The organism is Pseudomonas sp. NPDC086581, assembly GCF_044746165.1.
In the GTDB taxonomy this organism is placed as follows: domain Bacteria; phylum Pseudomonadota; class Gammaproteobacteria; order Pseudomonadales; family Pseudomonadaceae; genus Pseudomonas.
The window spans coordinates 92,944-114,849 of sequence record NZ_JBIVBR010000003.1 but is presented as its reverse complement, the minus strand read 5'-3'; the positions used below and the strand labels follow the sequence as shown (position 1 = coordinate 114,849).

Annotated in this window: 21 protein-coding genes and 2 pseudogenes; 14 read left to right on the top strand and 9 right to left on the bottom strand. The window is 66.2% G+C overall.

Annotated features, from left to right (window positions below; all coding sequences use genetic code 11):
• The first annotated feature begins 159 nt into the window (after positions 1 to 159).
• Positions 160 to 342: a DUF1289 domain-containing protein gene (locus tag ACIPK7_RS08025; RefSeq protein ID WP_081518029.1), complete on the top strand. Its 183-nt coding sequence runs from the start codon at positions 160 to 162 to the stop codon at positions 340 to 342.
• 94 nt (positions 343 to 436) lie between these two features.
• Here ACIPK7_RS08025 and gap read toward each other — a convergent pair whose 3' ends face one another.
• A complete protein-coding gene (gene gap / locus ACIPK7_RS08020) occupies positions 437 to 1,441 on the bottom strand; it encodes a type I glyceraldehyde-3-phosphate dehydrogenase (protein ID WP_401087043.1) in 1,005 nt (334 codons plus the stop codon).
• Positions 1,442 to 1,569: 128 nt separating this feature from the next.
• On the opposite strand from gap, the gene edd reads away from it, so the two are divergent.
• The 10 genes from edd (at position 1,570) to ACIPK7_RS07970 (ending at position 13,649) form a co-directional block, all read left to right on the top strand.
• Entirely contained in the window at positions 1,570 to 3,396 is a 1,827-nt protein-coding gene (edd, locus tag ACIPK7_RS08015; protein ID WP_401087041.1) for a phosphogluconate dehydratase, read from the top strand.
• A 117-nt stretch (positions 3,397 to 3,513) separates the two neighbouring features.
• The gene (locus ACIPK7_RS08010; RefSeq protein ID WP_401087039.1) at positions 3,514 to 4,512 is read left to right on the top strand and encodes a glucokinase; all 999 of its coding nucleotides are present in this window, start codon (positions 3,514 to 3,516) and stop codon (positions 4,510 to 4,512) included.
• Between the two features lie 48 nt (positions 4,513 to 4,560).
• Positions 4,561 to 5,295: a response regulator gene (locus tag ACIPK7_RS08005; protein WP_081518033.1), complete on the top strand. Its 735-nt coding sequence runs from the start codon at positions 4,561 to 4,563 to the stop codon at positions 5,293 to 5,295.
• Positions 5,296 to 5,314: 19 nt separating this feature from the next.
• Positions 5,315 to 6,736, top strand: coding sequence for an ATP-binding protein (locus ACIPK7_RS08000; RefSeq protein ID WP_192432157.1), 1,422 nt, complete (start codon positions 5,315 to 5,317; stop codon positions 6,734 to 6,736).
• Positions 6,737 to 6,900: 164 nt separating this feature from the next.
• A complete protein-coding gene (locus ACIPK7_RS07995; RefSeq protein ID WP_401087037.1) occupies positions 6,901 to 8,163 on the top strand; it encodes an ABC transporter substrate-binding protein in 1,263 nt (420 codons plus the stop codon).
• A gap of 102 nt (positions 8,164 to 8,265) precedes the next feature.
• Positions 8,266 to 9,192, top strand: a complete 927-nt coding sequence (locus tag ACIPK7_RS07990) for a carbohydrate ABC transporter permease (protein WP_401087035.1) — start codon at positions 8,266 to 8,268, stop codon at positions 9,190 to 9,192.
• The gene (locus tag ACIPK7_RS07985; RefSeq protein WP_401087033.1) at positions 9,185 to 10,030 is read left to right on the top strand and encodes a carbohydrate ABC transporter permease; all 846 of its coding nucleotides are present in this window, start codon (positions 9,185 to 9,187) and stop codon (positions 10,028 to 10,030) included. The genes ACIPK7_RS07990 and ACIPK7_RS07985 overlap by 8 nt, the downstream gene beginning before the upstream one ends.
• Positions 10,031 to 10,041: 11 nt before the next feature.
• Positions 10,042 to 11,202, top strand: a complete 1,161-nt coding sequence (locus tag ACIPK7_RS07980; RefSeq protein WP_401087031.1) for an ABC transporter ATP-binding protein — start codon at positions 10,042 to 10,044, stop codon at positions 11,200 to 11,202.
• A 71-nt stretch (positions 11,203 to 11,273) separates the two neighbouring features.
• Positions 11,274 to 12,632, top strand: a complete 1,359-nt coding sequence (locus ACIPK7_RS07975) for a carbohydrate porin (RefSeq protein ID WP_401087029.1) — start codon at positions 11,274 to 11,276, stop codon at positions 12,630 to 12,632.
• 180 nt (positions 12,633 to 12,812) lie between these two features.
• Positions 12,813 to 13,649: a D-hexose-6-phosphate mutarotase gene (locus ACIPK7_RS07970; RefSeq protein WP_192432015.1), complete on the top strand. Its 837-nt coding sequence runs from the start codon at positions 12,813 to 12,815 to the stop codon at positions 13,647 to 13,649.
• A 170-nt stretch (positions 13,650 to 13,819) separates the two neighbouring features.
• Here ACIPK7_RS07970 and ACIPK7_RS07965 read toward each other — a convergent pair whose 3' ends face one another.
• The 3 genes from ACIPK7_RS07965 to ACIPK7_RS07955 form a co-directional block, all read right to left on the bottom strand.
• Positions 13,820 to 13,948 carry a hypothetical protein gene (locus ACIPK7_RS07965; protein WP_017516671.1) on the bottom strand — a complete coding sequence of 43 codons (129 nt, stop codon included), beginning with the start codon at positions 13,946 to 13,948 and terminating at the stop codon, positions 13,820 to 13,822.
• Between the two features lie 74 nt (positions 13,949 to 14,022).
• A complete protein-coding gene (locus ACIPK7_RS07960) occupies positions 14,023 to 14,211 on the bottom strand; it encodes a hypothetical protein (protein ID WP_192432016.1) in 189 nt (62 codons plus the stop codon).
• A gap of 21 nt (positions 14,212 to 14,232) precedes the next feature.
• A complete protein-coding gene (locus tag ACIPK7_RS07955; RefSeq protein WP_192432017.1) occupies positions 14,233 to 14,670 on the bottom strand; it encodes a hypothetical protein in 438 nt (145 codons plus the stop codon).
• Positions 14,671 to 14,889: 219 nt separating this feature from the next.
• Between ACIPK7_RS07955 and ACIPK7_RS07950 the strand changes: the two genes are divergently transcribed.
• A complete protein-coding gene (locus tag ACIPK7_RS07950) occupies positions 14,890 to 15,324 on the top strand; it encodes a PGDYG domain-containing protein (RefSeq protein WP_192432018.1) in 435 nt (144 codons plus the stop codon).
• A 156-nt stretch (positions 15,325 to 15,480) separates the two neighbouring features.
• A complete protein-coding gene (locus tag ACIPK7_RS07945; RefSeq protein WP_192432019.1) occupies positions 15,481 to 16,386 on the top strand; it encodes a YihY/virulence factor BrkB family protein in 906 nt (301 codons plus the stop codon).
• Here ACIPK7_RS07945 and ACIPK7_RS07940 read toward each other — a convergent pair.
• Both ACIPK7_RS07940 and ACIPK7_RS07935 read right to left on the bottom strand, forming a co-directional pair.
• Positions 16,383 to 16,934, bottom strand: coding sequence for a hypothetical protein (locus tag ACIPK7_RS07940; RefSeq protein WP_401087026.1), 552 nt, complete (start codon positions 16,932 to 16,934; stop codon positions 16,383 to 16,385). The two genes, ACIPK7_RS07945 and ACIPK7_RS07940, sit on opposite strands and share 4 nt — an antisense overlap.
• Before the next feature lie 88 nt (positions 16,935 to 17,022).
• Positions 17,023 to 17,931 carry a LysR substrate-binding domain-containing protein gene (locus ACIPK7_RS07935; RefSeq protein WP_401087024.1) on the bottom strand — a complete coding sequence of 303 codons (909 nt, stop codon included), beginning with the start codon at positions 17,929 to 17,931 and terminating at the stop codon, positions 17,023 to 17,025.
• A gap of 105 nt (positions 17,932 to 18,036) precedes the next feature.
• Here ACIPK7_RS07935 and ACIPK7_RS07930 point away from each other — a divergent pair, with 105 nt between their 5' ends.
• Entirely contained in the window at positions 18,037 to 19,269 is a 1,233-nt protein-coding gene (locus ACIPK7_RS07930; protein WP_401087022.1) for an SGNH/GDSL hydrolase family protein, read from the top strand.
• Positions 19,270 to 19,375: 106 nt separating this feature from the next.
• Here the strand turns inward: ACIPK7_RS07930 and ACIPK7_RS07925 are convergent, their stop codons facing one another.
• The 3 genes and pseudogenes from ACIPK7_RS07925 to ACIPK7_RS07915 form a co-directional block, all read right to left on the bottom strand.
• A complete protein-coding gene (locus tag ACIPK7_RS07925; RefSeq protein WP_192432023.1) occupies positions 19,376 to 20,491 on the bottom strand; it encodes a PilT/PilU family type 4a pilus ATPase in 1,116 nt (371 codons plus the stop codon).
• 114 nt (positions 20,492 to 20,605) lie between these two features.
• Positions 20,606 to 21,046, bottom strand: a pseudogene (locus ACIPK7_RS07920) (methyl-accepting chemotaxis protein); the annotation flags it as partial.
• Positions 21,047 to 21,145: 99 nt separating this feature from the next.
• Positions 21,146 to 21,832 (bottom strand): annotated as a pseudogene (locus ACIPK7_RS07915) (PAS domain-containing protein); the annotation flags it as partial.
• Positions 21,833 to 21,906 lie beyond the last annotated feature (74 nt).

The following is a 21,906-nucleotide window of genomic DNA, read 5'->3' as shown; positions in this document are numbered from 1 at the left end:
GTGGAGGGCGGATTCTAGCAAGGCGCGCGACCTTCGATTGCCCGCTTCGATAACCCGCGTCGATGGCGCCGATGGGGAAATCGAGTTGGACCTTGGCCGCTCGCGGGTGTCCATTGTGCAGGCCCACTGACGTTCACCCATCGAATCGAGAGGAAGTCCGTGAAGAGTCCGTGCATCAAGGTCTGCGAGTTCGAAGAGGGCATCTGCCTGGGCTGCGGCCGCAGTCGTGAGGAAATCAAGGCGTGGAAGCGTGTCGACCACCTGGGCCAGGAGGCGATCCTGGCCGAGGCGGACATGCGTCTGCTGGTGCTGGAGGCGCAGGGCAAGCGGCTATACCGCTGAGAGGCGTTAGACGTAGGGCGAATAACCCGGAACGGGTTATCCGTCGCATCCTCCACGGCGGATAACGCTGGCGCGTTATGCGCCCTACAGAATGTCAGCCGCGTGCCGCAGCCATCGCCCGCGCCGTATCCAGCATGCGGTTGGAGAAGCCCCATTCGTTGTCGTACCAGGCCATCACCTTCACCAGCCGGCCATTCACCCGCGTGTGGCTGGCGTCGAAGATGGCTGAGCGCGGGTCGTGGTTGAAGTCCACCGAGACCAGCGGCTGGCGGTTGAAGCCGAGGATCGTCGAGCGCTCGCTGGCGCGCTCCAGCAGTGCATTGACCTCCTGGGCGCTGGTGTCGCGGGCGACCTGCAGCGTGAGGTCCACCAGCGACACGTTGATCACCGGCACCCGCACCGCCAGGCCCGTCAGCTTGCCCGCCAGTTCCGGCAGCACCAGGCCAACGGCTTCGGCGGCGCCGGTTCTGGTCGGGATCATCGACTGGGTGGCCGAGCGCGCGCGGTACGGGTCGCTGTGGTAGACGTCGGAAAGGTTCTGGTCATTGGTATAGGCGTGGATGGTGGTCATCAGCCCATGCTCGATGCCCAGCTCGCGGTGCAGCACCTGGGCCACGGGCGCCAGGCAGTTGGTGGTACAGGATGCGTTGGAGACGATGCGGTGCTCCGCGCGCAGGATGCCTTCGTTGACGCCGAACACCACCGTGGCGTCCATGTCCTGGCCGGGCGCGGAGATCAGCACCTGGCGCGCGCCGGCCTGCAGGTGCGCCGCGGCCTTGTCGCGGGAGGTAAAGAGCCCGGTGCACTCGAGCACGATATCCACCCCCAGGGCTTGCCAGGGCAACTCGGCCGGATTGCGGATCGCCGTGACGGCGATGCGGTCGCCCTCTACCCTGAGGCTTTCGGCGTCATGCTCGACCTGGCCGGCGAAGCGCCCATGCACGCTGTCGTACTGGAACAGGTGGGCGTTGATCGCGGCGTCGCCCAGGTCATTGATCGCCACCACTTGCAGGTGCTGGCGGTAGGGCCCCGAGTAAAGCGCGCGGAGTACGTTCCGACCGATGCGGCCAAATCCGTTGATTGCCAGGCGTATAGTCATGGAGGTCGTCTCTTTTCTTTTGTTGTGGTAAAAACCATTAAATTTCGCCGTCGACGAAAAGTAAATCCTTAGTAATCGATGATTATGTTGTAAAAACAACAACCGATAGTCTGTAGGAGAATGCTGCCATGCACCCTCGCGTGCTTGAAGTCACCCAGCGCATCCAGGCCCGCAGCGCGGCCACCCGCCAGCGCTACCTCGATCTGGTCAAGGCAGCCGCCACCAAGGGTCCGCACCGCGGCACGCTGCCCTGCGGCAACCTCGCCCACGGCGTCGCGGCTTGTGGTGATTCCGACAAACAGGCGCTGCGGCTGATGAACCAGGCCAACGTCGCCATCGTCTCCGCCTATAACGACATGCTTTCCGCGCACCAGCCGCTGGAGCGCTTCCCGGAGCTGATCAAGGACGCCCTGCGGCAGATCGGCTCGGTCGGTCAGTTCGCCGGCGGCGTACCCGCCATGTGCGACGGCGTGACCCAGGGCGAGCCGGGGATGGAATTGTCCCTGGCCAGCCGCGATGTGATCGCCATGGGCACCGCCATCGCGCTGTCGCACAACATGTTCGACGCCGCGTTGTGCCTGGGCGTGTGCGACAAGATCGTCCCCGGCCTGTTGATCGGTTCGCTGCGCTTCGGCCACCTGCCGGTGGTGTTCGTGCCCGCAGGCCCCATGCCCACCGGTATCTCCAACAAGGAGAAGGCCGCGGTGCGCCAGCTGTTCGCCGAAGGCAAGGCTACCCGTGAGGAGCTGCTGACCTCGGAGATGGCCTCCTACCACGCGCCGGGCACCTGCACCTTCTACGGCACCGCCAACACCAACCAGTTGCTGGTGGAAGTGATGGGCCTGCACCTGCCGGGCGCCTCCTTCGTCAACCCGAACACCCCGCTGCGCGACGAGCTGACCCGCGAAGCCGCGCGCCAGGCGTCGCGCCTGGCGCCGGAGAACGGCCAGTTCGTGCCCATGGCGGAGATCGTCGACGAGAAGGCCATGGTCAACTCGGTGGTGGCGCTGCTGGCCACGGGCGGCTCGACCAACCACACCCTGCACCTGCTGGCCATCGCCCAGGCCGCCGGCATCCAGCTGACCTGGCAGGACATGGCCGATCTCTCCGAAGTCGTGCCGATGCTGGCGCGCATTTATCCGAACGGCCAGGCCGACATCAACCACTTCCAGGCGGCGGGCGGCATGTCCTTCCTGATCCGCCAGCTGCTCGATGGCGGCCTGCTGCATGAAGATGTGCAGACCGTGGTCGGCAAAGGCCTGCGCCGCTACCTGCAGGAGCCCTTCCTCGACGACGGCAAGCTGGTCTGGCGCGAAGGGCCGGCGACGAGCCTGGACGAGAGCATCTTGCGTCCGATCGACAAGCCGTTCTCCGCCGAGGGCGGTCTGCGCCTGATGGAAGGCAACCTAGGCCGCGGCGTGATGAAGGTCTCCGCCGTGGCGCTGGAGCACCAGATCGTCGAAGCCCCGGTGCGCATCTTCCACGACCAGCCTAGCCTGGCCGCCGCTTTCAAGGCCGGCGAGCTGGAGCGTGACCTGGTGGCCGTGGTGCGCTTCCAGGGCCCGCGCGCCAATGGCATGCCGGAGCTGCACAAGCTCACGCCGTTCCTCGGCGTGCTGCAGGACCGTGGCTTCAAGGTGGCGTTGGTTACCGACGGGCGCATGTCCGGTGCTTCCGGCAAGGTGCCGGCGGCGATCCACGTGTCCCCGGAGGCGCTCAACGGCGGCCCGCTGGCCAAGCTGCGCGACGGCGACGTGGTGCGCGTCGACGGCACCACCGGCGAGCTGCGCGTACTGGTGGATGCGGCGGAATGGGATGCCCGTCCGCTCGTGGAAACCCCCGCGCTGGATAACATTGGCATGGGTCGCGAGCTGTTCGCCTTTATGCGCAATGCCTTCAGTTCGGCCGAGCAGGGCGCCTGCAGCTTCACCGCCGAGCTCGACGGCTTGCGCTGAGACGCAGACCTAATGGAATCTTCCGCGCGGCATTGACTGCCTGTCCGCCGCGCGGGAGAGCCTTCGGCGCTGTCCTACGCTGAACCTTCTTCCTCCACTTCCAGGCCCGAGCCCGCAATGAATTCCAACAACGCTCAGAACGCCTCGAACGGTTTCGCCCTGGTCGGCGACATCGGCGGCACCAACGCCCGCTTCGCCCTGTGGCGCGGAGAAATCCTCGAGTCCATCCAGGTCCTGGCCTGCGCCGACTACCCGCGCCCGGAAGATGCCGTGCGCGACTACCTGCAGCGCGTCGGCCAGCCCCTGTCGGCCATCGACAACGTCTGCCTGGCCTGTGCCGGCCCCGTTGGCGCAGGCGACTTCAAGTTCACCAACAACCACTGGGTGATTCGCCGCGACGCCTTCCGCGCCGAGCTGGGCCTGAGCCACCTGCTGCTGGTGAACGACTTCAGCACCATGGCCTGGGCGGCTTCGCGGCTGTCGGAAGAGCACCTGGTGCAGGTCCGCCCCGGCAAGGCGCTGGAAGGCCGTGCCAAGCTGATCATCGGTCCGGGCACCGGCCTGGGTGTCGGCAGCCTGATGCCGCTGCCGGGTGGCGGCTGGGAAGTGCTGCCCTGCGAAGGCGGCCACGTCGACCTGCCGGTGACCTCCGAACGTGACTTCGCCCTCTGGCAACTGCTGCGCGAGAAGTACGGCCATGTCTCGGCCGAGCGCGTGCTCTCCGGCAGCGGCCTGGAAAACCTCTACCGCATGAGCTGTCAGCTCGATGGCGTGGAGCCGAAATGCGCGACTGCCGCCGAGATCGGCGAGCGCGCCATGGCTGGCGACGCCTATGCCGACGCGGTGCTGGAGCACTTCTTCGTCTGGCTGGCGCGGGTCGCCGGCAACGCCGTGCTGACGGTCGGCGCGCTGGGCGGTGTCTACATCACCGGCGGCATCGTTCCGCGCTTCCTCGAACGTTTCCAGCGCAGCGGCTTCGCCGAAGCCTTCCGCAACCGTGGCAAGACCAGCGGGCCGTACCTCGACCCGGTTCCGGTGTGGGTCATGACGGCGGATCATCCGGGCCTGTTCGGCGCCGGCGTGGCCCTGGAGCAGGCGCTGCGCAACGAAAGCTGACGCATCGCTCCACCCCTGAAAACAACAAAAAAAGAAAGGACGCCCGAAGTGAACCAGCCTGCCCGATCCATCCTGCTGGTGGACGACGACCAGGAAATCCGCGAACTGCTGGAAACCTACCTCAGCCGCGCCGGCTTCCAGGTGCGCAGCGTCGCCGATGGTGAGAGCTTCCGCCGCGCGCTGTGCGACGAGGACGCCGCCCTGGCGATCCTCGACGTGATGCTGCCCGACGAGGACGGCTTCAGCCTGTGCCGCTGGATTCGTTCGCACCAGCGCCACGCCTGCATGCCGGTGATCATGCTCACCGCCAGCTCCGACGAGGCCGACCGCGTGGTGGGGCTGGAGCTGGGTGCCGACGACTACCTCGGCAAACCCTTCAGCCCCCGCGAATTGCTGGCGCGGATCAAGGCGCTGTTGCGCCGGGCGCAGTTCACCCAGGTGCGCGGCGGCGAGGTCATCGCCTTCGACGACTGGCGGCTGGATACCATCAGCCATCGACTGTTCCACGAAGATGGCGAGGAGCATTTCCTCAGCGGCGCCGACTTTGCCCTGCTCAAGCTGTTCCTCGACAACCCCCGGCAGATACTCGACCGCGATACCATCGCCAGCGCCACCCGTGGCCGCGAGGTGATGCCGCTGGAACGCATCGTCGACATGGCCGTGTCGCGCCTGCGCCAACGCCTGCGCGACACCGAGAAACCGGCGCGGCTGATCCAGACCGTGCGCGGCAGCGGCTATCTGCTGGCGGCCCAGGTTCGCCCGCACCTCGCCGGCCATGAGTGAACGCCGTCGCTGGGCCCTGGTGCCGCGCTCGCTGCTCGGCCGCATGCTGCTGCTTACCCTGCTGGCGGTACTGATCGCCCAGGGCCTGTCGAGCCTGTTCTGGATTTCCCACCTGCGCACCAGCCAGCGTGACGGCCTGCTTACCAGTTCGCGCAGCCTGGCCTACTCCATGGCCGCCAGCGTCAGCTACTTCCGCTCGCTGCCCATCGGTTACCGCCCGCTGGTGCTCGATCAATTGCGCAGCATGGGCGGCACGCGCTTCTTCGTCTCGCTCAATGAGCGTCCGTTGAACCTGCGCGCGCTGCCGGACACCACCAACAAGCAGGCGGTGATCGGCATCGTGCAGGAGGTGCTGCACCAGAAGCTGGGCAAGGACGTCGAGCTGCAGGTGGAGTTCGTCAGCCCTGACGATCTGCGGCTGTTCAACGGCGAGCTGAAACTGGAGGAGCTGCCGCGTTCCTGGGCGCACTACGCGCTGACCCTGGAGCCGGTGAACCCTCCGGTGCTGGTGACGCAGATCCGCATCGGCGAAAGCGAGTGGCTGTACATCGCCAGTCTGATGCCCGCGCCCTACGTCACCCTGGAACCCGAAGGCCTGCCGCCGCAGCAGGTCATCTCCATCGCCTTCACCAGCCTGCTGCTCCTGCTGTTCACCGGCCTGCTGGTGCACTGGCAGAGCCGCCCGCTCAAGCGCCTGGCCCGCGCCGCCCGCGACATCGCCCTGGGCGGTGAGGAGCAGCCGCTGGAGGAGAGCGGGGCGAGCGAACTGGTGGAGGTCTCCCGCGCCTTCAACACCATGCGCGAGCGCATCGACCGCTACGTCAACGAACGCGCCCAGCTGTTCAGCGGCATCTCCCACGACCTGCGCACGCCCATCACCCGCCTGCGCCTGCGCGTGGAGCTGCTGGAGGACGACCAGGCGCGGGACAAGTTCAGCCACGACCTCGACGAACTGGAGCTGCTGGTGAAGGGCGCGCTGCAATGCGTGAAGGACACCGACATCCACGAGAACGTCGAGCCGGTGGACCTCAACCAACTGCTGCAATACGTCGCCGGCCCCTACATCGCCGACGGCCGCGTCGAAGTGCTCGGCGCGGCGCTCGAGCCCTATCCGGGCAAGCCCCTGGCGCTCAAGCGCTGCATCGGCAACCTGCTGGACAACGCCCTGAAGTACGGCGGCCGCGCCCAGCTGAGCATCGAGGACGATCCCGACGCGGTGGTCCTGCACGTCGACGACCAGGGGCCCGGCGTGCCGGAACAACGCCTGGAAAAAGTCTTCGAACCGCGCTTCCGCCTTTCCGAACGCGGCCAGGGGTACGGCCTCGGCCTCGGTATCGCGCGCAACATCGCGCATACCCACGGCGGCGAAGTCACCCTGCAGAACCGCCGTGAGGGCGGGTTGCGGGTGACGTTGAGGTTGCCGCGGCTGGAAGTGGAGTAGGGCGCTTCGCGCTCCCGTCCTCTTTCGCCATGAACATTCGCCCAATGTCACCGGCCGGTGACAATCGAAGATCGCTTCGTTACCCGGAGAACGGAATGCCTTGGATAGACTCGGACCATCGCAAGCGAAGACTTGCCTCCAATAACAAGAACAAGGTGCTCCCCATGAATGCGATCCGTCGCCTGTCGGCCGCCATCTGTCTTTCTTCCTTCTGTCTCTCCCCCCTGCTGGCCCACGCCGGTGAAGTCGAAGTGCTGCACTGGTGGACTTCCCCCGGTGAGAAGCGCGCTGCCGAAACCCTGAAGAAACTCGTCGAAGCCAAGGGCCACACCTGGAAGGACTTCGCTGTCGCCGGTGGCGGTGGTGAAGCGGCCATGACCGTGCTGAAGACCCGCGCCGTCTCCGGCAATCCTCCGGCCGCCGCGCAGATCAAGGGGCCGGACATCCAGGAGTGGGGCGAACTGGGGCTGCTCGCCGACCTCAACGACGTCGCCGCCGAAGGCAAATGGGACCAGCTGCTCCCGCCGCAGGTCGCGCAGATCATGAAGTACAAGGGTGATTACGTCGCCGTGCCGGTCAACGTGCACCGGGTGAACTGGCTCTACATCAACCCGGAAGTCTTCAAGAAGGCCGGCGCCACGCCGCCAACCACCCTCGACGAACTCTTCGCCGCCGCCGACAAACTCAAGGCTGCTGGCTTCACGCCGCTGGCCCATGGCAGCCAGCCCTGGCAGGACGGCACCCTGTTCGAGAACCTGGTGCTCAGCAAGATGGGCCCGGAAGGCTACCGCAAGGCCTTCGTCGAACTGGACAAGGAAACCCTCACCGGCGCGCAGATGGCTGATGTCTTTGCCGCGCTGAAGAAACTGCACAGCTACGTCGACGCCGACGCCGCCGGCCGCGAGTGGAACGTCGCCACTGGCATGGTCATCAACGGCAAGGCCGGCATGCAGATCATGGGCGACTGGGCCAAGAGCGAGTTCACCGCCGCCGGCAAGGTGGCGGGCAAGGACTACCAGTGCCTGCCATTCCCCGGCACGCAGAAGGCCTTCGACTACAACATCGATTCCCTGGTGATGTTCAAGCTGAGCAACGAGGAAAACCGCAAGGCCCAGGAGGACCTGGCGCGCGCGGTGCTCGACCCGTCCTTCCAGAAGGATTTCAGCCTGAACAAGGGCTCGATTCCGGTGCGCCTGGACGTCGACATGACGCCCTTCGACAGCTGTGCGCAGCAGTCGATGAAGGACTTCAAGGCCGCCTCCGCCAGTAACAACCTGGTGCCGAGCATGGCCCACAGCATGGCTGCCTCCAGCTACGTGCAGGGCGCGATCTTCGACGTGGTCACCAATTTCTTCAACGACCCCGCCGCCGATCCGCAGAAGGCCGCGCAGCAACTGGGCGCCGCCATCCAGGCCGCCGCGCAGTAAGGCGTTCGCCGGCTCCGCAGCGGGGCGGGCCTCTCTTCCCAACTGAACGACTCCGGGCCGCCAAGGCAGCCCGGGTGGGCTCACTCATCCTCGAGAAAGCAGATGGCGACCCGATCTCCGACTTTCACTCCCGCCGCCGCGCCCCGTGCTTCGCTGCTCGATGGCCTGCAGGCCTGGCTGCCCAAGCTGGTGCTGGCCCCGAGCATGCTCGTGGTGCTGGTCTGCGTGTACGGCTACATCGGCTGGACGCTGCTGCTGTCCTTCACCAACTCGCGCTTCATGCCGGCCTACAGCTGGGCCGGGCTGACCCAGTACCTGCGCCTGTGGGACAACGACCGCTGGTGGGTGGCGAGCAAGAACCTGTTGCTGTTCGGTGGCCTGTTCATCGGCGTCTGCCTGGCGCTCGGGGTGTTCCTCGCGGTGCTGCTGGACCAGCGCATCCGTCGCGAAGGCTTTATCCGCACGGTGTACCTGTACCCCATGGCGCTGTCCATGATCGTCACCGGCACCGCCTGGAAGTGGCTGCTCAACCCCGGCCTGGGCCTGGACAAGCTGCTGCGCGACTGGGGCTGGACCGGCTTTCGCTTCGACTGGCTGGTGGACCCGGAACGGGTGGTCTACTGCCTGGTGATCGCCGCCGTGTGGCAGGCCTCGGGCTTCGTCATGGCGCTGTTCCTCGCCGGCCTGCGCGGGGTCGACCCGGCCATTGTGCGCGCCGCCCAGGTGGACGGCGCGAGCCTGCCGACCATCTACCTGCGCATCGTCCTGCCGAGCCTGCGCCCGGTGTTCTTCAGCGCACTGATGATCCTCGCGCACATCGCCATCAAAAGCTTCGACCTGGTCGCCGCGATGACCGCCGGCGGCCCCGGCTACTCCTCCGACCTGCCGGCGATGTTCATGTACGCCCACACCTTCACCCGTGGCCAGATGGGCCTGGGCGCGGCCAGCGCGATGCTGATGCTGGGCGCCGTGCTGGCCATCGTCGTGCCGTACCTGTACTCCGAACTGCGGGGCAAGCGCGATGCATGACTCGACCCAGAAACCGTCGTTCAGCCTGAGCCGCCTGGCGGTACACGCGACCCTCTGGGGCGCCGTGGCGCTGTACGTGATCCCGCTGCTGGTGATGCTGCTGACCAGTTTCAAGTCGCCCGAGGACATCCGCAGCAGCAACCTGCTGGCGCTGCCGGATGTGTTCACCGCGATCGGCTGGGTGAAAGCCTGGGGCGCCGTGGGCGACTACTTCTGGAACTCGGTGAAGATCACCGTGCCGGGCGTGCTGATCTCCACCTTCATCGGCGCCATGAACGGCTACGTGCTGTCGATGTGGCGCTTCCGCGGTTCGCAGCTGTTCTTCGGCGCGCTGCTATTCGGCTGCTTCCTGCCGTTCCAGGTGATCCTCCTGCCGATGTCCTTCACCCTCGGCAAGCTCGGCCTGGCCAACACCACCACCGGCCTGGTGATGGTGCACTGCATCTACGGCCTGGCCTTCACCACGCTGTTCTTCCGCAACTACTTCGTGGCTATCCCGGATGCCCTGGTGAAGGCCGCGCGGCTGGACGGCGCGGGGTTCTTCACCATCTTCCTGCGCATCCTGATGCCGATGTCCACGCCGATTGTGATGGTCTGCCTGATCTGGCAGTTCACCCAGATCTGGAACGACTTCCTCTTCGGTGTGGTGTTCGCCAGCGGCGATGCTCAGCCCATCACCGTGGCGCTGAACAACCTGGTGAACATCAGCACGGGCGTGAAGGAATACAACGTCGACATGGCGGCCGCGATGATCGCGGCGCTGCCCACGCTGGTGGTCTACGTACTGGCCGGCAAGTACTTCGTGCGCGGGCTCACCGCCGGCGCCGTCAAAGGTTGAGGTAAGCACCGATGTCCACCCTTGAACTGCACAACCTGCACAAGTCCTACGGCGCAGGCCTGGCGGACACCCTGAAGTCGATCAACCTGTCGATCGATTCGGGCGAGTTCCTGATCCTGGTCGGCCCGTCCGGCTGCGGCAAATCCACCCTGATGAACTGTATCGCCGGGCTGGAGAACCTCACCGGCGGCGCCATCCTGGTGGACGGCCAGGACATCAGCGGCATGAGCCCGAAGGATCGCGACATCGCCATGGTGTTCCAGTCCTACGCGCTGTACCCGACCATGAGCGTGCGCGAGAACATCGCCTTCGGCCTGAAGATCCGCAAGCTGCCGAAAACCGAGATCGATGCCGAGGTGGCTCGCGTGGCCAAGCTCCTGCAGATCGAGCACCTGCTCGAACGCAAGCCCTCGCAGCTCTCCGGCGGCCAGCAGCAGCGCGTGGCCATGGGCCGGGCGCTGGCGCGGCGGCCGAAGATCTACCTGTTCGACGAACCGCTGTCGAACCTCGACGCCAAGCTGCGCGTGGAGATGCGCACCGAGATCAAGCTGATGCACCAGCGCCTGAAGACCACAACGGTGTACGTGACCCATGACCAGATCGAGGCCATGACCCTGGGTGACAAGGTGGCGGTGATGAAGGACGGCATCGTCCAGCAATTCGGCACACCGCAGCAGATCTACAACGACCCGGCGAACCTGTTCGTCGCCAGTTTTATCGGTTCGCCACCGATGAACTTCATCCCGCTCAAGGTCCAGCAGCAGAGCGGCCGGCTGGTCGGCCTGCTGGACAGCGGCCAGGACCGCTGCGAGCTGCCGCTGCAACTGGAGGCCGGGCTGATCGAAGGCCGCGAGCTGATCCTTGGCGTGCGCCCGGAACAGGTGCAGTTGGCTACCGATGGCGCCAACGGCCCGAGCGACCTGCGCGCCGAGGTCGAGGTCGTCGAACCCACCGGCCCGGACACCCTGGCCTTCGTCACGCTCAATGGCGCCAAGGTCTGCTGCCGCCTGGCGCCGGACCAGACGCCGCTGCCGGGCTCGTCCCTGCAGCTGCGCTTCGATCCTTCCCGCGCGCTGCTGTTCGATGCGCAGAGCGGCGAGCGCCTGCGCGCCGAGCCGCGCGGCGACGGCGCGAACAAGGTGACGCCGCTGGCCCGCCAGAAGCATTCCTGAACTGTATGACCACTGCCTGAAAATCCCTGCCTGTAACTACGCTAGAAACCAAGACAACGAGGACGCTGGAGATGCACAAGAACAACAACAACCGGCCTGCCGCACGAACCCTGGGCTGCCTGCTTGCACTGGGCTGCGTGGGCAATGCCGCCCATGCCGACGACGCCTTCTCATCCGAGTCCAGGTGGGGCCTGGGCGACTGGGGCGGCAAGCGCACCGAGCTGCTGGAGAAGGGCTACGACTTCAAGCTCGACTACGTCGGCGAGGCCGCCAGCAACCTGGGTGGCGGCTACGACCAGCACACCACGGCGCGCTACTCCGACCAGTTCGCCCTCGGCACCCATCTGGACCTGCAGAAGATCCTCGGCTGGGACGCCACCGAGTTCCAGCTGACGGTCACCGAGCGTAGCGGCCGCAACCTCTCCAACGACCGCATCAGCGACCCGCGCGCCGGGCAGTTCAGCTCCGTGCAGGAAGTCTGGGGCCGTGGCCAGACCTGGCGTCTGACGCAGATGTGGATCAAGCAGCAGTACTTCGACGGCGCGCTGGACGTGAAGGTCGGCCGCTTCGGCGAGGGCGAGGACTTCAACAGCTTCCCCTGCGACTTCCAGAACCTGGCCTTCTGCGGCTCGCAGGTGGGCAACTGGGTCGGCGGCATCTGGTACAACTGGCCTGTCAGCCAGTGGGCCGCCCGCGTGAAGTGGAACTTCAACGACCAGTGGTACGCCCAGGTCGGCGCGTACAACCAGAACCCGTCGAACCTGGAAACCGGTAACGGCTTCAAGCTCAACGGCAGCGGCACCAAGGGCACCATCCTGCCGGTGGAGCTGGTGTGGATGCCCAAGGTCGGCGCCCAGCAACTGCCCGGCGAGTACCGCCTGGGCTACTACTACAGCACGGCCGAGGCCGACGACGTGTACGACGACGTCAACGGCAACCCGCAGGCGCTCACCGGCGAGCCGGCCAAGACCCACAGCGGCAAGCACGGCTGGTGGGTGGTGGCGCAGCAGCAGGTCACCGCCCATGACGGCGACACTTCGCGCGGCCTGAGCCTGTTCGCCAACTTCACCGTGCACGACAAGGCCACCAACACCGTCGACAACTACCAGCAGCTCGGCGTGGTCTACAAGGGCCCGTTCGACGCGCGGCCCAAGGACGACATCGGCTTCGGCGTGGCGCGCATCCACGTCAACGACGACGTGCAGGATCGCCAGCGCCTGGTGAACCAGGTCAACGGCATCGACGACTACGACAACCCGCTGTACCAGCCCATCCAGGACACCGAGTACAACGCCGAGCTGTACTACGGCGTGCATGTGACCAATTGGCTCACCGTGCGGCCGAACCTGCAGTACATCCGCCATCCGGGCGGGGTGGACGAGGTCAACAACGCCGTGGTGGCCGGCCTGAAGATCCAGTCCAGCTTCTGATTGCTCCCTGGTGCGAACCTGGCCCGTCCTTGCGACGGGCCTTTTTTCATTGGCGCGAGCGCTGCGCGTGACTAGGCTTTGCGGTTAGAATCGCCGCCTTTTCTGTAAGATGTAGTGAAACTACAGAGATCTTCACGCCCCGGAATGTCCGGGCAGGGATTGGATCAGGACATCCGGACAATGCTCGAGCATCCGCTGCAGCGCTTTTTTCATTCCATGCGGGGCAAGCGCCCCTTCGACTGGGTGCGCTTCCAGCGTCGCGACCTGCTGCTCATCGATCATCCGCAATGCCAGGCGGTCTTCAGCCGCCAGGGCGCGCAACTGCTGCACTTCCAGCCGCGCGGCGCGCGCCCGCTGCTGTGGTGTTCCAGCCAGTGGCCGAGCCTGAGCACTGCGCCGATCCGCGGCGGTATCCCGGTCTGCTGGCCCTGGTTCGGCAGCCACCCGGTGGAAGCCGACTGGCCTCAGCACGGCTGGGCACGCCAGCGCGAGTGGCGCATGCTCGATGCCTGGGCCGATGACCAGAAGGCGGTCGTCAGCTGGCAGTTGGATATCGAGGACTGGCACGTGCGCCTGGAAGCGCGCCTGGGCCAGGACCTGGACATCGAACTCTCCAGCTACCACGAGGATGACAGCGACTGCCTCTTCAGCTTCGCCCTGCAGCCCTACTGGCGCGTGGGTTCGCTGCGCCGCTCGGTGGTCCACGGGATGGAGTTGGACGGCAAGGCCAGCGGCCTGCCCAACACTTGGGCGCCCCGTGGCGCGGTCAAGCAGGTGCTCTACAACACCGGTTCCCTGGTGCTGGAGGATGCCGGCTGGCAGCGCCGCCTGCGCATCGACAAGAACACCAGCGCCGGCAGTGTCATCTGGCACCCCGGCAGCCGCGCGGTGGAGCAGGTGGAGCCGGGTGAAGCGGAGCGCTTCCTGTGCATCGGCGCCGCCGGCTATCGCGCGGGTGGCCTGATTCTCGCCCAGGGCGAGCGGATGCTGCTGAATCTGCGGGCCGGTCTGGTCTGAGCAATCAACTGCAACGGGATGGCCGGGCTGTAGGAGGGGGCTGCCTCTGCTTACCTAGGGAAACCGCGCAATGCCCGCGATCGCGCGCATGGCGCGCTCCTGCAGAGTCTTGGGAAGAGATGTGAGCGGACAGCCTCACCGAGGCCATCCGCAGAACGAGGGGCGCGCCCTCAGGACGGTTGCTGCGGAGTGCCCAGCAGCGACTTGCCGGTTTTCTTCTGCCGCTTGGCCATGCGCTTTTCATGCGCGGTTTTCAGCGGCTTCTTCTTCGCTTGTTTCTTCGCGTCGAGACCTTTCATGCGCCTGTCCTCCAACGGGACGCCCTCGGGCCGAGAGCTGACTGCTTCAGCATAGCCCCGTGACGGGCGGCCGTTCAGCCGGCGGTCAGGCGCTCCAGTTCGCGGCGCACCATGTTGGCGTAGTGCGGCGGGCTCAGCCGGTACAGCTCGCCGGCCACCCAGGGTAGCCAGCGGGCGCCGAGCTGCTCACGTTCGGCCAGCAGGCGCCGGGCTTCGGCCTCGGCGCGCTGGGCGTTTTCCTGGTGGTAGTCGGCACGGCTCATCGGTGGCTTTTCGGTGCAGTGTCAGGTCTTGGCGCAGCTCAGAGTCTGCGGATCGATGGTGATGCTGGCCAGCGGCTTGGCGTCGCTGCCGGCGTACTCGTGGGTGACGCTCAGGTGGTGCTCGCGGAAGCGCTGCAGCAGGTCGGTCTGCTCGCAGGTGGTGCCTTCGAGCTGCTTCTTCAGGCCGTTCTCGAACTTGGCGCGGGCGCCCAGGTCCATGGCGTCCAGGCGCAGGTTGGAGATGGCGTAGCGGTAATACAGCATCTTCTTCGCCGGGTCGAGCTGCACGCTGTTGAGGGTGGTCACCTTGTCCACCTGGCGCGGCAGGTTGGACTTGGTCACCTGGTCGAAATAGTCCGCCGATTCCTTGAGGAATTTCGCTTCTTCGGGGGTGTCTTCGGCGTGGACGGCAAGGCTGGTGAGCAACAGGAAGGGCAGGGCGAGACGGGCAAACGGCATGGGAGATTCCTGTATGGCTGATGGGGGGGCTCAGTAGGTGCGACAGCCAGGGGTTGGCCGGGTTCGGTCGAGTGCGCGATGACGGCACGCTCATGGCCTGTGAGTGTAGAGCACCGCCAGCCGCTGGCCGCTCGCGGGGCGATTCTTTTGCGAGTAGGCTTGCCCCCGTTCTTTCCCCCACAGTTACCCCACCTTATTCCGCAGGTCCGTAGTCCCGACATGATCGAACTGACCCAGGTTGACCTCCGCACCGATCCCGCCGCGCAACGAGTGGTGAAGGACGAAACCGTCACCGTCGAATTCGCTGCTGCGGCAGGCGAATTGATGAGCCTCGAAGGCCCGAATCGGTATGCCGTCGGCGACGCGATCATCAGTGGCGCGACCGGCGAGCGCTGGGTCGTCTCCCGCGAGCGTTTCGATCCGAAGTACCGGCCCGCCGACGCCGCGCTCACCCACGGCGAGCCGGGTGCCTACTGCAACATCCCCAGCCCGGTGCTGGCCCGCCGCATGGACGAACCCTTCACCCTGCTGCGCTCGGCCGGTGGCGACCGCCTCACCGGTGCCGCTGGCGACTGGGTCATGCAATACGCCCCCGGCGACTACGGCGTGGTGAAGGCCGAGCGCTTCGCCAAGGTCTATCGCCTGGCCGACTGAAACCGCCCCCGCACTGGCTTCCACGCCCCGCCAGCGGCTATGGTCTGTGCTGGCGGGCGCTCTGCGTCGCGCTTTTGTTGCAACTTTGCCGGCGTTGCGCAGGTCCACCCTGCAGCCCGCCGGCGAGCGGGACGCTCATCGGGAGGACGGTGCGGGATGCGATTCATGGACATGCGCGGGCTCAGTCTGGGGCCCTGGAAGCTGATCAGCCTGACGGTGAAGGAATTCCTCGACGACGAGATGCCCACCTACGCCGCGGCACTGGCCTACCAGGGGCTGTTCTCGCTGTTTCCCTTCCTGTTGTTTCTCATCGCCCTGCTGGGCTTCCTGCACCTGCCGGAGTTCTTCGACTTCCTCCGCCAGCAGGCCGACTACGTGCTGCCGGCGCAGGCGCTGGATCAGGTCAACCCGGTCATCGACCAGTTGCAGCAGCGCCAGGGCGGATTGCTGTCTCTTGGTATCGTGGTGGCGCTGTGGTCGTCCTCGGCGGCGGTGCGTTCGCTGATGATCGCGCTCAACGCCGCCTACGACGTGCGGGAGGCGCGCCCGGCATGGAAGCGCATCCCGCTGTCGCTGTTCTACACCTTCGGCCTGGTAGCGATGCTGATGCTGATCGCCGCGCTGATGATCCTCGGGCCCCAGGTGATGGGCTGGATCGCCGCCAAAGTGGGCCTGGAGGACTTTGTGGTGATCCTCTGGAGCATCCTGCGCTGGCCGGTCATCGTGCTGCTGATGATGATGGCGGTAGCGATCATCTACTACGTCACGCCCAACGTGCAGCAGCGCTTCCGCTTCATCACCCCCGGCTCGGTGCTTGCCGTGGTGCTGTGGATTTCCGCATCGCTGGGCTTTGGCTATTACGTGAAGAACTTTGCCGACTACAACGCCATGTACGGCAGCGTCGGGGCGATCATCGTGCTGTTGCTGTATTTCTACATCTCGTCGGCGGTGCTGCTGCTGGGCGCGGAGCTCAATGCGGTGATTGAGCACCATCTGCCCCACGGGAAGGACGAGGGCGAGAGGACCTTCGACCAGGCCGCTCCGGCGCCCGATGAGGGCTAGGGTTGAACCGGCTGGTCGGCGACGGCGGGTGGTTCGCTGAGCAGTGAGTTGACCAGCGCGGTGGCCTTCTCGAACGATGGGTAGCCGCTCTTGGCGACGTCGAGGTTGCCGTAGTCCTCAAGATACTGCCGGGCCTTGGCCGGGTCGGCCTGCTCGACCAGGAAGGGCTCGGACCAGATCTTGTAGAGCAGCGCCACGGCGTAGGGCTGGCCGGCGTCGGCGGCCTTCTCCAGCAGCGGCAGCACCTCGTCCACCTGCGGGCCTTCCTTGATCTTCAGCAGCGCCATGTAGAAGCTCGCCTCGCCGCGCACGTCCTTTTCCATGGAACGGGCGAGCAGCGCCTCGGCCAGCTCGTAGTTGGCCAGGTCGCCGCTGGCGATCAGCAGCTTTGCCTGCAGCATGTCGTTCTGATAGAGCAGGCGTTCCTGCCGGCAGGCCTCGCCGCTCAGTGGCTCGTCGCAGGGGTTGCTGGCGTTCGTCGAGCAACCGGCGAGCAACAGCGGCAGGGCCAGGGTGGCCAGCAGGTAAGGTATGTGTTGCTTGCCCATGCAAGTCCCTCGGGAGCGGATGTCAGGGTTCGACCGGTCGGTGGGCGCGCCGGTTCTGCTCATTGGCGAAAAGCATAGCCGCTGCCCGTCAGAGAGCTTCGAAACCAGGCAGGCGCGGCAGGCGCTCGATGAGAAAGTCGATCAGCACGCGGGTCCGGGCCGGCAGAAAAAGCCGCGAAGGATACAGCAGGCTGGCCTCCTGCGTAGGCCCGCGCCACTCTGGAAGGAGACGTTGCAGGCTGCCGTCGGCCAGCAGGTCGGCCACCAGCCAGGCCGGCGTCAGGCCGAAGCCGGCGCCCAGGCAGTAGCTCTCGCGAATCGCCAGTGAGCTGTTCACCGTGTAGCGGCTGCGAGTGGCGAGGTTCAGCTCGCGCCCATCGGCGTGGCGCAGCAGCAGGTTCTGCCCGGCGTCGAGCCAGGCGAAACGCAGGTAGTCGGCCAGCGGTAGTTCTTCGGGTTCCCGCACTTCGAGCTGCCGCGCAAGCCATGCCGGGGCGGCCACCAGATAGCGCGGCGAGCGGGCCAGCGGGCGGGCGATCAGCTGTTCCGGCAGTTCGCCGCCCAGGCGCAGGGCGAGGTCGATGCCTTCCTCGGCGAGGTCGACGAAGCGGTCGTTGAGCAGCAACTCGATCTCGACCTCCGGGTGCAATTGCATGAACTCCAGCAGCAGCGCATTCAGACGCAGCACACCCAGGCTCACCGGTGCGCTGACCCGCAGGCGGCCGCGCACCTGCTCGGTCTCGCCACGGGCCTCGCTGACGCCCTCGGCGTAACTTTCCAACGTCTGCCGGGCATGCTCGTAGAAGCGCCGGCCCTGTTCGGTGGGCTGCACACGGGTGGTGCTGCGGATCAGCAACTGCGCGCCGACCTGCCGCTCCAGCGCGGCCATGGTCTTGCTCACCGTCGGCTGGCTGCTGCCGGATTCGCGGGCCACGGCGGAAAGGCTGCCCAGCTCCACGGCGCGAACGAAACAGTGCAACGCCTTGAGAGTATCCATGTCCTATTCGTTTATCGAATGACGGGTCTGCAAATATGCCGTCTACCGCCGTGATTGGGAATGGCCGAGCCTGTGGTCATCCCATCACCGATCTCGAGGAATGCCATGAAACGTTTGCTGCTCGCCGCCCTGATCACCCTGGCCCTGCCACTGGCGCAGGCGGAAGAAGGACACTGGCAGGCGACCTGGAGCGCCAGCCCGCAGCGCACCTGGGGCAAGGAAGTACCGCTGCCGCTGGGTGTGCCGCCGGTAATCGGCAATCACACGCTGCGGCAGAGTGTGAAGCTCAGCCTGGGAGGCCCGCGCGTGCGCATCGCGCTGTCCAACGCCTATGGCAGCCAGCCGGTGGCCATCGGTGGTGCCGCCGTGGCACTCGCCGGGTCCGCCGGGCAGCTCGATGGCCAGAGCCGTCGCCTGACCTTCGCCGGCCAGCCCACGGCCTACATAGCGCCGGGGGCCGAGCTGCTGAGCGATCCGCTGGACCTCGCCGTTCCGCCGCTGGGCGAGCTGGCCGTGTCGATCTATCTGCCGCAGCCCACTGCCATCGAAAGCTTCCACTGGGACGGCAAGCAGCGCGTCTACGGTGGTCCGGGCGAACAGCTCGACGCCGTGCGCCTGCCGGCGGACGGCAAGATGGAAGCGCGACTGTTCCTCGCCGATGTGCTGGTGGAAAGCCCCGCAGCGCGCCCGGTGGTGGCGGTGCTCGGTGACTCGATCACCGACGGCCGTGGCGCCAGCCTGGACGGCAACCAGCGCTGGCCGGACGTGCTGGCGCAGCGGCTGGCAGCGCGTGACGTGGGCGTGATAAATGCCGGCATCTCCGGCGCGCGCCTGCTCTCCGACGGCATGGGGCAGAGCGCCCTGGTGCGTTTCCAGCGCGACGTACTGGGCAAGCCGGGCGTGAAGGTGGCCATTGTGGCGCTGGGGATCAACGACATCTCCTGGCCCGGCAGCACCTTCGCGCCGAACAACCCGCTGGTGCAGTACGAGGACCTGGTCGCCGGTTACCGTCTACTGATCGCCCAGGCCCATGTGCGCGGCGTGCGCCTTATTGGCGGGACTATCCTGCCGTTCGAGCGCGCGCTCAGCGGGTCGCCTATCGAGAACTACCACGCCGCCAACAAGGAGGCGCTGCGCCAACGGGTGAACCAGTGGATTCGCGAGAGCGGCGAGTTCGATGCGGTGGTGGACCTGGATGCGCACCTGCGCGATCCCGCCCACCCGCTGCGCCTGCTGCCGGCCTACGACAGCGGCGACCACCTGCACCCCAACGATGCGGGGAACCGGGCGATGGCTCGGAGCGTGGATATCGATGCGTTGCTCAAGGGCATCCAGTAGGAGCGAACTTGCTCGCGAAGCGTTTTACTCTGTGCCTGCCGGTGAGCTGTGTTCGCGAGCAAGAACTGGGCGTCCCCTCGCTCCTACGAAAAGCAGCCGGGTCAACTCAACTGCCGAACGCCGGCCCGATGCTGTCGTCATCCATGCCGCGTTCCAGTTTGATCTTCAGCGCCAGGTCGGTGCGCGAATCGGCGAACTTCAGCGCATCGCTCACGCTCACGCGGCCTTCCTCGAGCAATTTGTAGAGGCTCTGGTCGAAGCTCTGCATGCCGCTTTCCAGCGCGCGTTCCACCGCGCCCTTGAGCTCGGGCAATTCATCGCGCTGGATGATGCCGCGGATGTGCGGCGTCCCCAGCACCAGCTCCACCGCCACGGCGCGGCGCTGGTGGGTGCCGGGCACCAGGCGCTGGCCGACCAGCGCGAGGATGTTCTGCGAGAGGTCTGCCAGCACCTGCGGGCGCGCCTCGTCGGGGAAGAAGCGGGTGATGCGCTCGATGGCGTGGCGACAGCTGGTGCCGTGCAGGGTGGCAACGCACAGATGGCCGGTCTCGGCATAGTGCAGTGCGTGCTGCATGGTGGCGGCGTCGCGAATCTCGCCGAGCATGATCACGTCGGGCGCCTCGCGCAGCACGTTGCGCAGGGCGTCCTCGTAGCTGTGGGTGTCCAGACCGACCTCGCGCTGGTCGATGATCGACTTCTTGTGCATGTGGAGGAACTCGATGGGGTCCTCGATGCAGACGATGTGCCCGGAGCGGTGGCGGTTGCGGAAGTCCAGCATGCTCGCCAGGGTCGTCGACTTGCCCGCGCCGGCCGCGCCGATCACCAGGATCAGCCCGCGGTCCTGCATGGCCAGCTTGTCGAGGATCGAAGGCAGGCCGAGGGAGGTCACATCGGGGATCACCTGCTTGATCAGGCGCACCACCATGGCCACTTCGCCACGCTGGAAGTAGATGTTCGCGCGAAAACGCCCGATGTCCGGCACGCTCAGCGCCAGGTTCATCTCCAGGTCGCGCTCGAACTCCTGCGCCTGGGCCGGCGACATCAGTTGCCAGGCGAGGGTCTTCACTTCGCCGTTCTGCAGTACGCGGTCATCCGCCGGTTGGCTATGGCCCTCGGCTTTCAGATGCGGCGGCGCGCCGACACTGAAGAACATGTCCGAGCCGCCACGCTCGGGCAGCAGGCGCAGATACTGGATGACGTCGGGGAGGGGAGTGTCGCTCATTGGATCGTCCTTCGATGGCGAGGGTGCACATCTGCATTGAGCCTAGCTGCAATGCCGGACGGGAGCCTAGGCGAGGCTGTGACACGCCGTGTTGACGTGCCGCAGGGAAGAACCTCAGGTCGACAGCTGGTTCGCAAACTGGCCGACGGCGTTGACCACGCGCTGGGCGCTGTCCTGGATCTCGATGATCACCGTGCCGGCCTGGCCGGATAGCTCCAGCCCCAGCTCGGCCTGTTGCTTGCCGCGGTCGATCATGGCTACAGCCTGGCCGGCCAGGTGCTGGTTCTGCTCCACCACGCGGGTGATTTCCTCGGTGGCGGCGCTGGTGCGCGAGGCGAGCTGGCGTACCTCGTCGGCGACCACCGCGAAGCCGCGCCCCTGGTCGCCTGCGCGGGCGGCTTCGATGGCGGCGTTTAGAGCCAGCAGGTTGGTCTGGTCGGCGATGCTGCGGATGCTCTGCACCAGCGCGCCGATGGCCTGGGACTGTCGGTCCAGCGCCTCGATACCCTGGGCGGCCTCCTGCATGCGGTCGGCCAGCTCGCGCATCACATCCACGGTCTGCTGCACCACGGCGGCACCCTTGGTGGCGCTGTTGTCGGTGGTCTGCGAGGTGTCGAAGGCGATGGTCGCCGCTTGCGCGACGGCGTTCTCGCGGTGCACCTGTTCGGTGATCACGGTGGCGAACTTCACCACTTTGTAGAGGCGATCGTGGGCGTCGATGATCGGGTTGTAGGAGGCCTCCAGCCAGACCTCGTGGCCGCGGCTGTCGAGACGCTTGAAGCGGCCGGTGACGAACTCGCCACGGCGCAGCTTGGCCCAGAATGACTCGTAGTTGGACGAGTTGTACTCGGCGGGTTCGCAGAACATCCGGTGATGCTTGCCCTGGATCTGCGTCAGGCTGTAGCCCATGGCGTTGAGGAAGCGGTCGTTGGCGGCGAGCACTTCGCCCTGCAGGTTGAATTCGATCACTGCGGTGGAGCGTTGCAGCGCCTCGATGAGGTTCTCGTGCTCGCGGGAATTCTCGATGGTGCGGGTGAGATCGCTGGCGTAGATCGAGAAGCGCTGAATCTTTCCGGCGCTGTCGTGCACTGGCTGCAGGATAGAGCGCAGCCAGGCTTCTTCGCCGTCGCCACGTAGCAGACGGATCACCCCGGCGAGGTGCTCGCCGCGCTCGATGGCGTGCTTGACCCTCAGGTGGAAATCCAGTCCGCGCACGTGGTCGGGAATCAGGTCGAGCAGCGGGCGGCCCTTGAGCTGTTCGCCGCGGTGAAGCATCTCTTTCTCGAAGTTGGCATTCACCGACTCGATGCGCCCTCGGGGGTCGAGGAACAGCACGAGCATTTCCTCGTCGAGACTGGCACGGATCTCTTCGAAGGAGGCGAGTTCTTCACGCAGGGCGGCGATTTCCTGCTTCA